This window comes from Acholeplasma laidlawii, assembly GCF_015709225.1.
GTDB lineage: Bacteria > Bacillota_I > Bacilli_A > Acholeplasmatales > Acholeplasmataceae > Acholeplasma > Acholeplasma laidlawii_A.
Window position 1 is genome coordinate 228,902 of sequence record NZ_JADNRS010000029.1, and the last position, 13,496, is coordinate 242,397.

At 31.5% G+C, this 13,496-nt stretch carries 14 protein-coding genes; all 14 read left to right on the top strand.

Going from position 1 to position 13,496, the window contains the following annotated elements; all coding sequences use genetic code 11:
- Positions 1-23 precede the first annotated feature (23 nt).
- The 14 genes from IY230_RS03245 (at position 24) to IY230_RS03310 (ending at position 13,370) form a co-directional block, all read left to right on the top strand.
- Positions 24-380, top strand: coding sequence for a hypothetical protein (locus IY230_RS03245; protein WP_196369897.1), 357 nt, complete (start codon positions 24-26; stop codon positions 378-380).
- Positions 377-649: a phosphocarrier protein HPr gene (locus tag IY230_RS03250; protein WP_012242327.1), complete on the top strand. Its 273-nt coding sequence runs from the start codon at positions 377-379 to the stop codon at positions 647-649. Before IY230_RS03245 ends, IY230_RS03250 begins: the two co-directional genes overlap by 4 nt.
- The gene (locus IY230_RS03255; protein ID WP_196369898.1) at positions 646-1,548 is read left to right on the top strand and encodes an undecaprenyl phosphate translocase family protein; all 903 of its coding nucleotides are present in this window, start codon (positions 646-648) and stop codon (positions 1,546-1,548) included. Before IY230_RS03250 ends, IY230_RS03255 begins: the two co-directional genes overlap by 4 nt.
- Complete coding sequence (gene trmB / locus IY230_RS03260) at positions 1,529-2,137, top strand: tRNA (guanosine(46)-N7)-methyltransferase TrmB (protein WP_196369899.1); 609 nt, start codon at positions 1,529-1,531, stop codon at positions 2,135-2,137. The genes IY230_RS03255 and trmB overlap by 20 nt, the downstream gene beginning before the upstream one ends.
- A complete protein-coding gene (locus IY230_RS03265; protein WP_196369900.1) occupies positions 2,130-3,176 on the top strand; it encodes a M42 family metallopeptidase in 1,047 nt (348 codons plus the stop codon). Before trmB ends, IY230_RS03265 begins: the two co-directional genes overlap by 8 nt.
- Before the next feature lie 11 nt (positions 3,177-3,187).
- Positions 3,188-4,027 carry an aldo/keto reductase gene (locus tag IY230_RS03270; RefSeq protein ID WP_196369901.1) on the top strand — a complete coding sequence of 280 codons (840 nt, stop codon included), beginning with the start codon at positions 3,188-3,190 and terminating at the stop codon, positions 4,025-4,027.
- Positions 4,028-4,129: 102 nt separating this feature from the next.
- Positions 4,130-6,085: a DNA topoisomerase IV subunit B gene (parE, locus tag IY230_RS03275; RefSeq protein ID WP_196369902.1), complete on the top strand. Its 1,956-nt coding sequence runs from the start codon at positions 4,130-4,132 to the stop codon at positions 6,083-6,085.
- Positions 6,082-8,655: a DNA topoisomerase IV subunit A gene (parC, locus tag IY230_RS03280; RefSeq protein ID WP_196369903.1), complete on the top strand. Its 2,574-nt coding sequence runs from the start codon at positions 6,082-6,084 to the stop codon at positions 8,653-8,655. The genes parE and parC overlap by 4 nt, the downstream gene beginning before the upstream one ends.
- Positions 8,656-8,665: 10 nt before the next feature.
- Positions 8,666-10,300, top strand: coding sequence for a nucleoside kinase (locus tag IY230_RS03285; RefSeq protein ID WP_196369904.1), 1,635 nt, complete (start codon positions 8,666-8,668; stop codon positions 10,298-10,300).
- Positions 10,301-10,328: 28 nt separating this feature from the next.
- Complete coding sequence (locus IY230_RS03290; RefSeq protein ID WP_196369905.1) at positions 10,329-11,390, top strand: hypothetical protein; 1,062 nt, start codon at positions 10,329-10,331, stop codon at positions 11,388-11,390.
- A gap of 15 nt (positions 11,391-11,405) precedes the next feature.
- Positions 11,406-12,278: a DegV family protein gene (locus IY230_RS03295; RefSeq protein ID WP_196369906.1), complete on the top strand. Its 873-nt coding sequence runs from the start codon at positions 11,406-11,408 to the stop codon at positions 12,276-12,278.
- The gene (locus IY230_RS03300; protein WP_196369907.1) at positions 12,265-12,624 is read left to right on the top strand and encodes a hypothetical protein; all 360 of its coding nucleotides are present in this window, start codon (positions 12,265-12,267) and stop codon (positions 12,622-12,624) included. Before IY230_RS03295 ends, IY230_RS03300 begins: the two co-directional genes overlap by 14 nt.
- A 5-nt stretch (positions 12,625-12,629) precedes the next feature.
- On the top strand, positions 12,630-13,010 hold the full coding sequence (locus IY230_RS03305) for a hypothetical protein (RefSeq protein ID WP_196369908.1): 381 nt from the start codon (positions 12,630-12,632) through the stop codon (positions 13,008-13,010).
- A 15-nt stretch (positions 13,011-13,025) separates the two neighbouring features.
- Positions 13,026-13,370 (top strand): hypothetical protein, encoded by a 345-nt coding sequence (locus IY230_RS03310; RefSeq protein ID WP_196369909.1) that lies wholly within the window; start codon positions 13,026-13,028, stop codon positions 13,368-13,370.
- Positions 13,371-13,496 lie beyond the last annotated feature (126 nt).

Genomic DNA, 13,496 nt, shown 5'->3' on the forward strand with positions numbered 1-13,496 from the left:
TAAGTATTAAGGAATGTGATAGTATGACAACTGAACAAATAATAACATTAAGCATATCATTAATAGTGATTGTATTAGGTGTAACTTACCTATATATATATCACAGAAAAAATCAAAAAAGTTCTAAAGGAACTATGGTTATAGATGTGCAAAGACTCTTAGAGGCACTTGGTGGTACGGAAAATATTAATGGCACATTTTTAGATCATAAAAGATTAAAAATCCAGCTTAATAATCCTAAACTTGTTTCACAGGCACTTTTAAAGACTTTAGATATATCCGGATTTTTAACTGGAAAAGAGTTAAAATTGTTAATTAAGGATAATCCAATAGAGGTAAAAAATAATTTAGATAAGTTAAGAAATGAGGTAAGACAATGAAACAAAAATTTGTTATCGTTTCAGAGTATGGGCTACACGCTAGACCGGCTACTCGTTTAGTAAATCAAGCAATGGGGTTTCAAAGTGAAATCACTTTAACTGCCTTTAACCGTACAGTGAACTTAAAAAGTATCATGGGCGTTATGAGTCTGGGAATCTATAATGGTGAAATTGTAGAGATAAAAGCTGAAGGTGAAGATGCAAAAGAAGCTATCGCTGGCATTACTGATTTCATGATATCTGAAGGATTAGGACAAATTAGTAAATGATTAAGAAGGTACTCCAAGGTATGCTTATTGGTGTTGGAGCGATTTTACCTGGAGTAAGCGGTGGTATGATTGCTGCCGCTTTTAATATATATTCTAAGTTGATCGAAGCACTCGATAAAGTAACTAAAACGCCAATAAGGGCGGTCCTTTCAATATGGGAATACATTTTGGGCATCTTACTGGGTGTTTTAGTAGGATTTTTAGTAATAGCATATGTCTTTTACTTAATACCAATACCAAGCACATTATTATTTATTGGATTAATCTTAGGTGGTATACCTGAGATTTATAAATTAGCAGAAGAAAAGACCAGAAAATTTAAACCAATTATTATGTTTTCACTAACCTTTATTTTGATGATAAGTTTTACGATATTTGCACCATACCTTACTCAAACAGATACCTCTAACACAAACTTTATACTTTGGATTGTTGTTGGTATACTATTAGCAGTTAGTTTAATTGTTCCTGGCTTAAGTGGTACGATGCTCATGTTAATTATTGGTTATTATGGACCACTTATATTACTTGGTAAAACACTTATAGAAGCTGTGTTAACTATCAATGTCGAGTTATTCTTAAGTCATATATCTTCTTTAGTATTTGTGATAATAGGTATTATACTTGCATTTATTTTACTTGGTAAAGTATTTAATTATGTATTAAAGAAAGCACCAAAACTCTTTTATCAATTAGTATTAGGTATTATTGTGGCTTCACCAATTAATATTATATTTAGTTTAAATGACGATTTAAGTCAAAGTGAAATACCAGTATACATATTTGATTTTAGTAATCAATGGTATATGTGGCTGATCGGTTTATTATGTATACCAGTAGGTATATATTTGGCCAGACTCTTTAGTAAGGAAGAAAAATATGAGACAAAAGAAGATTAAAGATGCAACGATTGAAAATCTAGAAAAGTTAGGTGTTTTACTCGCACCTACACCACTTAAAGTAGATGCTTCAAAAAAAATCACATTAGAAATTGGTAGTGGTAAAGGGCGTTTTATAACATCACTAGCTAATGACTTTCCAGATGAAGTATTTATCGCCGTAGAACGTGATCAAAATGTGTGTTACCGTTTAGCACAGAAAAAAAGTGTTTTAGAGTTAAATAACTTGATTGTTATTATGGATGATGCAGAAAAATTAAATGAATATTTAGTGGATGTAAAAGTAGATAATCTACATTTAAATTTCTCAGATCCGTGGCCAAAGAAAAAGCACCATAAACGTAGGCTGACTTATCCTACTATGTTAAATCAATATAAAAACTACTTAAAAAAAGATGGGAAAATCATCTTTAGAACAGATCATGCAGATTTATTCGTTGACTCCTTTCAATACTTTAATGAGGCATCGTTCATTGTATCAGATTGTAACTGGGCACTTGCACCATCTGATTATATGACGGAATATGAAGTTAAAAAACGTGTAAGTGGTCCAATTTATCAATTAATTGCGGAGCAAATTCATGACTAATCATTATAAAAATTTAAGTTTAATACCGGGAATATCTGGTAATGAAAATAGAGTACGTTCCTACATGGAAAGTGTAATGCAAAAATATCCTGATTTCGAAATTAAAAAAGATAGATTAGGTGGTATTTTCGCCTATAAAAAATCTAATAATAAAAATGCAAAAACACTTTTAATTGCCGGGCACATGGATGAAGTGGGTTTAATGGTAAAGCATATTAGACCAAATGGATCTATTGAAGTACTTCCAATCGGTGGACTATCAGGTGATGTTTTTATATCTCAAATCATGTATGTATATACAAATGATGGTAAAAAAATACCAGGTGTGATTGGTAGTATTCCACCACACTTAAAACAAAGTAATAATGTAGATATTGCGAATTTACTTTTAGATGTTGGATCAAGTAGTAAAGAAGAAACATTAAGTTATGGCATTAATTTAGGCGACATGGTGTTATTTGATACACCTTACATAGAAACTATGAACGGTAAGAGGTGGATATCAAAGGCTATTGATAACCGCTTTGGATGTGGCTTAGCACTAGAAGCTATTGAAAACTTTAGTGGTAAGACTTTTGATTATAACTTAATTATTGGTGCTACAACACAAGAAGAGGTAGGATTAAGAGGTGCTGAAATAGCGACTAACTTATTCAAACCAGATATGTTTATTGCTCTTGATTGTTCGCCACTTAATGATATTCATGATAAAGACTCTATGTCTAAATTAGGCAATGGTTTCTTATTAAGAATATTTGACCCCAAAAATATAATGTTATTTCCATTAAAAGAATATTTTAAGTCATTAGCTAACACACATCAAATTAAGTTTCAAGAGTATGTTTCAATGGGTGGAACCGATGCTGCAAAAGCCATTGATATGCATGAAGGTATTCCTTCCACAACAATCGGTTTACCTGCAAGATATATTCATTCTAGTGCAGCAATTGCAGATTTATTTGATTTAGATGAGGCTAGAAAGATGCTATTTACACTCATTAGTGATTTAACTAGTGATAAAATTAAGTCATTCTACTAAGGAGGTAAAATATGGAAACTTATACATTAAACAATGGTAAGAAAATTCCTAAATTCGGTTTAGGAACCTTTAGGGTTGAGGCTGGTGAATCAGCATATGATACTGTGAAACTCGCATTAAAGATAGGATACAGACATATTGATACAGCCATAATGTATGGCAACGAATCAGATATAGGTAGAGCTATAAGGGATTCAGGTATTCCAAGAGAAGAGATATTTGTTACATCTAAGCTTGCTAAACACTATGATGGAGATATTGTTCTTATCAAAGATGCTTTAGATAAATCTTTAAAAACATTAAATATCGGATATATTGATTTAATGTTAATTCATTGGCCTGATCATGATCACCATATCAATGATTTAATTTGGAAAATTTTTGAAAGTTATTACCAGGAAGGATTGTTTAAATCGATTGGTGTATCTAATTTCCAAATTCACCATTTAGAAAATTTACTTAAAAAAGCTAAAGTAAGACCAGTAATGAATCAAGTAGAATGTCATCCACTATTAAGTCAAGTACCTTTACAAAAATACTTAACCGATAATGATATTTTAATGACTTCTTACGGGCCACTTGCAAGAGGTGAAGTCTTTACTGGTAAAACACATGAGGTATTAGAAGAAATTGCGAAACAATATGGTGCAACAGTTGCACAAGTTATTGTTCAGTGGGGGCTAGCAAGAGGCATTGTAATGATTCCTAAAAGCGTCCATGAGGAAAGGTTAATTGAAAATTTTAAGGGGCAAGAATTAGTACTTGCACCTGAAGATATTGAAAAAATTAATCAACTAAATAGAGGTAGAAGACTCTATTCTGATCCGGATAACAACATCAATTTTCTATAAATTAATATAGCAAGAAAATATTTTTAAAGATAATCATTCTTGTTATAATGATTATCTTTTAATGTATAATAGAGATATAATTTCAATGATTGGAGTACAACTGTGGCAAAAACAAATTATGACGAGACGAGTATTCAAATATTAGAAGGACTAGAGGCTGTACGAAAAAGACCGGGTATGTATATTGGTTCAACTGACCATAGGGGATTACATCATTTGGTTTGGGAAATCGTAGATAACGCGATGGATGAAGTATTAGCTGGTTTTGGTAGTGAAATTACAGTAACAATCAAACCTGACAATGCAATCGAGGTTCTAGATGATGGACGCGGTATGCCATATAAAAAACATACATCTGGGGTTCCAACGACCCAGGTTATTTTTACTGTTTTACACGCAGGAGGTAAATTTGGCGGCGATGGTGCATATAAAGTAGCTGGAGGTTTACACGGTGTTGGTTCATCTGTTGTAAATGCATTATCCTCTGTCTTGGAAGTTACTGTATATAAAGACGGCGGTATTTTCAGACAACGTTTTGAAAATGGTGGTAAAAAGATATTTAATCAAGAAAAAATAGGAGATACTAAAAAAACTGGTACACAAGTTTACTTTAAACCGGATCCATCTATTTTTTCTACAACGCTTTATAACTACGATACGATTAAAGAACGATTAAAAGAATCTGCTTACTTAATTAAGGGTTTAAAAATTAATCTTATTGATGAAAGAAATAATAAAAAAGAAACCTTTAAATTTGATGAAGGTATTAAAGCCTACGTGGAGTTTATGAACACTGGTAAAAATGCACTACACGATGTAACAGATGTGGAAGGCACTTTTAATACTGCAAAAGATAGTGCAATTGAAGTCGAAGTTGCCTTACAGTATACAGATAGTTACAGTGAAAATATTATTTCATTTGTAAATAACGTTCGAACTAAAGATGGTGGTACACATGAAATTGGATTTAAATCTGCACTTACTAAAGTTATTAACGACTACGCTAGAAAGTATAATCACATAAAAGAAAAAGATAGTAATATTGATGGCGTAGACATTAGAGAAGGGCTAACCGCTATTGTATCACTACGTATACCTGAAACAGTCTTAGAGTTTGAAGGGCAAACTAAAGGTAAATTAGGAACACCAGAGGCAAGAAATGCACTAGAGACAGTATTTTATGAAAAGTTTAACACCTTTTTAGAAGAAAATTCTGATTCTGCTGTATCAATTATTACAAAAGCTGTTGCTGCAGCAAATGCTAGAGAAGCTGCAAGAAAAGCACGTGAAGAAGCAAGAGCTGGTAAAAAAAGAAGTAAAAAAGAAGTTATTTTATCTGGTAAATTAACACCTGCTCAAGGTAAAGACAAAACAATTAATGAACTCTTTTTAGTTGAAGGGGATTCTGCTGGTGGTTCTGCTAAACAAGGTAGAAATAGACGATTTCAAGCTATTTTACCGCTACGTGGTAAGGTCATCAACACTGAACGCACCAATACAGAAACCATCTTAAAAAATGAGGAAATTTCAACCATGATCTACACCATTGGTGCTGATTTTGGTGAGGATTTTGATATTAAAAAGTGTAACTATAAAAAAGTGATTATTATGACCGACGCCGATGATGATGGTGCACATATTCAAACACTTCTTTTAACATTCTTCTTTAGATACATGAGACCTTTAATTGAAGCTGGTAGATTATATATCGCGCAGCCTCCATTTTATAAAGTGACTTACAAGAAAAACAAAAAAGAAGAAACTGTTTATGCTTGGAGTGATGAAGATTTAAAAGTAACACTTGAGTCTATCGGACAAAACTACATGATTACACGCTTTAAAGGGTTAGGTGAAATGAACTTTTATCAGTTATGGGAAACTACAATGAACCCTGAATCACGTACCTTAATTCAAGTTACAATTGATGATTTAAATGTTAGTGATAAGCATATTAGTGTATTAATGGGCGACCAGGTTGCACCAAGACGTGAGTGGATTGAAGCAAACGTTGATTTTGAAGTAACTGATGAGTTTGATATAGAAGGTAAGTTAAGATGAGTAAAATTGACAAAAAAATAGACAAATTCATAGAAGAAAAAATTGAAAAAGTACTCTTAGAAGATATAATGTCTTCTAGATTTGGTAGATACTCCAAATATATCATTCAAGATCGTGCTCTACCTGATGCTAGAGATGGATTAAAACCAGTTCAACGTCGTATTTTATACGCGATGGGACAAATGGGTTTAGCCTTTAACAAGTCATATAAAAAATCTGCAAGAATTGCAGGAGAAGTTATGGGGAAATATCACCCTCATGGGGATTCATCAATTTATGAGGCGATGGTTCGTATGAGCCAGGACTTTAAAATGAGAATACCTTTAATTGATATGCATGGTAACAATGGTTCTATTGATGGTGACTCTGCTGCTGCGATGCGTTATACCGAGGCTAGACTATCTAAAGAAGCAGAATTTTTACTTAAAGATATTGATAAAAGAACAGTAAACTTTGTACCTAACTTTGATGATGAGGAACAAGAACCTACCGTTTTACCAGCACGTTTTCCAAACTTACTTGTCAATGGTGCTATGGGTATTTCAGCAGGTTATGCAACAAAAATACCACCACACAACTTAAATGAAGTCATTGATGCAACGATTGCTTTAATTGATAATCCAAATATTACAAATGATGAAATATTAAAATATATTAAAGGACCAGACTTTCCAACTGGTGGTATTGTTCAAGGTAAAGCAGGGATAAAAGAAGCACTGACCACAGGTAGCGGAAAAATCATTATTAGAGCTAAGATGAATGTCGAAGAGATGAGTAAGTCTCAAGATCGTATTGTTGTTACTGAAATACCTTATGAAGTCAATAAAGCAGATTTAGTGCGTCAAATTGACAATTTGCGCATCAATAACAATATCGAAGATATCTTAGAAATACGTGATGAAACTGACCAAGAAGGTCTGAGAATTGCCATTGATCTGAAAAAAGGTGCAGATGCACAATTTATTCAAAACTATTTATTAAAATCAAGTGATCTTCAAGTAAACTACAACTATAATATGGTTGCTATTTTAAAACATCGTCCTGTCTTATCTGGTGCTTTTGACTTATTAAAGGTGTACTTAGAACACCAAAAAGAAGTTGTAACCAATAGATCTAACTATGAATTAGAGCGTGCAACAAAAAGAAATCATATTGTTGATGGTTTAATTCAAATGACTTCTGTTGTATCAGAAGTCATTGAAGAAATTAGAAAGTCTAAAAACAAGGCAGACTCAAAAGAAAATATCCAAAAGCGTTTTGGGTTTTCAGAACTACAAGCTGAAGCGATTGTCATGCTACAACTATATAGATTATCTACAACAGACATCCAAGCACTACTCGATGAAAAAGATACTTTAAATAAAGAAATTACTAGACTAGAACTTATTTTATCTAATGAACGTATTTTACTTAAAACTATTAAATCTGAACTTCAAGAAGTTCAAACACTGCTTCCATCACCTAGACGTACAGAATTAGAAGCAGAAATTGAAACGATTAAAATTGATGAAAAAGATCTTATCTCAGATGAACAAACCTATGTAGCCATCACTAAAGATGGTTATGTGAAACGTGCATCCTTAAGATCCGTTGTTGCATCAAAAGAAGTAGGCTTAAAAGAAAATGATGCAATGCTTTATGAAGCAGAATTAAATACACTAGACACCTTACTCTTATTTACAAACCTGGGTCAGTATATTTATTTACCGGTATATAAGATAGAAGAACAGAAATGGCGCGATCTCGGTGTTTACATCAATAACATTGTACCTACTTCAAAAGGTGAAATAATTATACGTGTTTTAAAGGTTAGTGATTTTTCAATTGATCAAAAAATATTGCTTACAACAAAACAAGGACAAATGAAACAAGTAAATCTAGCAGATTTCGAAGTTTCAAGGTATAATAGACCGTTACGCGCAATGAAGTTGTCAAAAGACGATGAATTAGTATCTGTTGACTATAACCAACTAGATAATATAGTAGCTATTTCCAAACATGGTTATGTCTTAAGATTCGATACAGAAGAACTACCTGTATATGGTTTAACCGCTGGTGGTGTTAAATCTATGGCACTAGCTGTTGATGATGAAGTTGCAGTAGCATTTTTCGCGAAAGAATCAGATGATTTTTACTTCTTAACATCACGTGGGCATATCATAAAAGATACTGTATTAGAATTACCTAAATACGCTAGAAATAGACGTGGTATTATTTTAGTGGATCGTATTAAAACATCACCTCATTTCATAATTTCCGCATCTAGAGTATCCAAAACTCAAATGAAAGAAGATGTAAAGGTACGTATTTTATCCACTAAAGAAGCACTAATCACTACTGTATCTGACTTAAAATATGTTGCTAATAAGTATGGAAAGAAAATGGTAGAGGACGGATACTATTTAGAAATATACCCAGCACAAAGTGAAGAAAAAGATACGCCAGTGCAACCTAAAAAAGAAGTGAAAAAAGATGATACACTACAAGCTAAAGTCATTGAAGAAACAATACAAACAAAACAAAATCAAAAGTTAAGACTATCAAGGCTTGATTTATTTGATGAAGAATAGAGGAAAAAGTATGAAACTAAAGATTAACAATGAAGTACTTGAGTTAAGTGAACCATTAACACTGGAAAAACTTGCTCAAAAATTCAACATTTCTACTGCAATATTTGCAACAGTAGATGGTCGCATGCGCGAGCTGTCTTACATGATTGCAAATGATGCAGATATAGAATTTATGGGATTAGATAGTGATGTAGGTATGCGTATTTATGAAGCTACATTACGTTATGTATTTACAAAAGCGTTATATGAAATTGATCCAACAAAACAAATTCGTTTTAGTTATTCGATTTCAAGATCTATCTTAGCAACAATTGAAAATGATGACATGACTGTTGAATTATATGAAATGTTATTAAAGAAAGTTCAAGAAATTATTGAACGCAAGGTAGACATCAAACGTATTAAAGTGTCTAAAGAAGAAGCTACTAAACTATATACAAAACAAAACTACCTAGATAAAATTGAAACCCTTAAACTAAGAAAAGAAAATCATGTAAACCTTTATCAATCAGATGATTTTATCAACTACATGTTTTCATATATGTTACCAAACACAAGTTACTTAACTAAGTTTGATACTAAGTTTTACAGTCCAGGATTTTTAATTTTCTTCCCAAGATCAGAACTTAAGGGAGAATTACCTGCATTTGTAGACCAAAAAACATTTGGTAACTCATTAAAACAAGCATATAAGTGGAGTAAAATTATTGGTGGAGATACGATTGCAAATATTAACAAACACAGTCTAACACGTGATAAACAAGTAGACTTTGTAAATCTTTGCGAAACAAGACATAACAATCAATTATCTGATTTAGGTAACCAAATTTATGAAATTAAAGATGATATTAAATTAATTGCTGTTGCAGGTCCATCCTCATCAGGTAAAACAACCTTTACAAACCGTCTAAGAATCGAATTATTAAGTAGAGGCATCAAACCAATGATGATTTCTATGGATAACTACTATAAACCTAAACATGAAGCTCCAAAAGATAGTGATGGTAATCCAGACTTAGAACATGTAGAAGCATTAGACGTAGAACAATTTAGTAAAGATATGGCTGATTTAGCTATGGGTAAATCAGTAAGTCTTCCAATCTTTGACTTTAAACAAGGTAAGCGCGTTGCTGGGCCAAGTGTAAAGTTAGAAAAAGATTCACCAATTTTAATTGAAGGTATCCATGCATTAAACGAAAGATTGACAGAATTAATTCCGAGTCATCAAAAGTTTAATATCTTCATTTCGCCAAATACACAACTACACATTGATGATCATAACCCGATTTCATTAACTGACTTACGTTTAATTCGTCGTATGGTTAGGGATCAAAAATATAGAAATACACCAGTTACAATGACACTAGATATGTGGTCAAGTGTACGCCGTGGTGAATTCAAATGGATTTATCCACATCAAGAAACTGCAAACTTTGTTTACAACTCAGAACTAAGTTATGAACTACTTGTTTTAAACAAGATTGCATTACCACATTTAAACGCAGTACCAAGAGATGATAGACACTTTATCGTAGCTAACAGATTAGTTAAATTCTTAAAATACTTTAATGAAATTGATGCTAGTCTTATACCATCAAACTCTATTTTATTAGAGTTCATCGGTGGTTCACCTTTCCACGACTAATTACAATATATATAAGGAATAGATAACAATGATTGCATTATCAAACATGAACAGACTTCAAGTATCAACAGACACATTGCTTCTTTTACTGAAAGTATATGAAGCTAAAGGTAAAGAGTTTTATTATGATGAACTCTTTAGTAAAGATAAAGATGTGTTTACTAAAAAGGCAATTGAAAAGAATGTTTTTTACTTTGCAAAAATGTTAGATATGCCACTTACCGATGCTAGACTTAAACTGATGTCTCAAAAGAAGTTAGTAGCTAAAAACAAGACTGAAAGTTTTTTAATCAATATTAAAGATGCACTCGCATCGATTCAAAAACACCCTAAAGAATTTGAACTTTTAACGAATGAGTTTGATAACCTTGCTAGAATGCTATCCAAAGATTATGAATCAATCAAATTTAAATCAGTGGAAAAGCAAAAGGGTGATACCTTATTTACAGCCAAAAAAGTTATGGGCAAAAAAGAAGACCTCGAGAAAATAATCGAGGTCTACAATGCCCAAAATAAAACAAAACAATATGAATTAACCCAGTTATTTAGTAATTTCTACATAGATTTTATGAATCAAGATCTATTCACACTAGAAAATGAAGTGATTGCCTATATTGGTTTATATGCCATGTTGCTCAGAGATTTTAGTGTGTTTAAATATGTTTCATTCTATGAGTTATTCTTTAAACGTTTTGAACAATACAAATTAGCACTCAATCAAGCAAATTACTATTATCAAACAGGGTATCCAAATACTGATTTATTATCTAAATTTATATTAGATATCTTAGACGAAGCATATGAATCTGTTAATAATTATTCAAGAGAGTATGCCTTTGAAATAAAGATGAATAAATCAGATAATATTGAAGCTACCATTAGAACAGGTAAAGAAATATTTTCTAAAGCAGATCTTAGAAGAGAACACCCAACAGTTTCTTTAATTACAATCGATAGAACATTAAAGAGATTGAAAGATGAAGGTGTTATTCAGTTATTAGGTAAAGGTAGAAGTTCTAAATGGCACCGCATTGACGAAGACAAAAGACGCGGTGGTCGTCAATTAGACATCTTTCAATTTACGGATTGATTCGAGGAAAAATATATGAAAAAAATAGGTATCATGGCAGATTCATCAAGTGGATTAGCTTATGCACCATTTGAACATCATATTAAAATTACTAAGACGACTATCCATTTTGGAGATGAAACCTTAATTGATGGTGTAGATATCAATGCTGATGATTTTTATCTACGTCTTGAAAAAGATCCATGCATCCCAAAGACTTCAGCACCTGAAACAAGAGAAATATTAAATCAAATCGACATATTAAAAAATGAAGGGTGTACATATATCCTTCATTTTCCAATTTCTACGAACCTTTCAGAATACGGTAAAAATTTAAAAAATAACATAGACAGTTTACTTGAAGATGTAACACTGGATGTTATAGACACAAAAGCTGCCACACTGCTTCAGGGTTATATGGCTTATTTTGCTGAAAAACTCATACATAGAGGTTATGATATTGAAAAAGTTAAAGAAGAAGTACAAAAGTTACGACAACAATCCAATGCCTACTTTGTTGTAGATGATTTGAAGTACTTAATCAAAAATGGTAGATTATCACAGATGAGTGGTACTGTAGGTATATTAGCTAAAATTAAGCCAATCTTATGTTTAGATAAAGATGGAAGAATCACAACGAAAGAAAAGGTAAGAGTTCATAATAAAGCGATTAAACGCATGTATGAAATCATTAAAGAAGAAACTAAAGATGCTAAAAAAGTAGTTTACATGGTCTTGCATACAAACCGATTAGATGATGCCCTGAATATAGAAAAAATGATTCAAGCAGAGCTAGATAATGTAAGTAAAACGTATGTATCCACCATTACACCTACAGTAGGTGCACATATTGGTTCTAAGATACTAGGTATAGGTTATGTGATTGTGGATGATTATGACTTCTTATAATAAATATTTACTCGTATTTCACAAATTTTATAACGATTTAATAAACTTAAATGATGAATCAATCATTAGAAAAACGATCACAGATTTTATGTTTTACTTAGAAAAGCATCGTTTGGTTGATAAAAACTATCTGGAACACAATTCTTTATTTTTAGCATGTGAAGTCAATCAAGAAAAAATAAAAGACCAAAGTGCTGAGATCTTATTAAGTTTTTTAACTATGATTTATCGTATTGATTATATTGACCCAAATAGTGATGCATTTATGATATATTATAAGAATAAGATGTTAGAACATATTATATATCATCTTATTTTAAAAATGAAAAACTTTAAAGGAGTGTAAAATATATGTTTCAATATACTTGGCAAAAAAGAGTAGTGGCAGCTACACCATTAATTTCTTTACTAATTTTCTTGTTTTTAGGATTTTTCTATGATTTATGGAATCCAGGTTGGTTGGTATTTTTATTAATTCCAATAGTACCATTTTTAGTGGGACTAAAACAAATTAGAATTACTTTCCCCTTATTAGTGTTTGTTGCATATATTGGTATTGGTGTAGCAGGCTATTGGCATCCTGGATGGATTATATTCTTACTTATACCGATTCAAAATATTTTATTCCCACCAAAAAGCATCTCTAAATTTCTAAAGAAAGATGTGCCTCAAAAAGATTTTAATAGACCTAAAGATTATATGGATGCTGAGATTGATAAAGATTCTAACTAGTAAAGGGGTAATTTGATGAATCCTAGAATGTTTTCGGAAGTTATCAATAAGATACATGAAGCGTTTTATGGTGAAAAACTCACATTTAAAAGTATAGAAGATACTGAAGTTATACTTCTTAATAAGGATGAAATTTTCACAATTGAAAATCATATTAAAACACGTTATCGTGTTATTTTTCCTGACTATGTGGGCAAAATATCGGCATTTAGAAACCTATTTGGTCGCATTATGAATAATGGAGATAATATTTGTGATACTTCTGACTTTATTGATTTACCAAAAAGTCATGTAGTTTCTATATATAATTACATATACCAAAAAGATATTAATGATATCAAAAAACTAAAAGACCTTTAAGTTTTTGATATGATACCTCTAAAGTAGACACAGGAAATAATATAAATTAAAAACTATATTATTACTGTAAATACTTGGAGGTGTTTTATTTTGAAAAAACAAACGATTAAGTTATGAAGAGAAGCT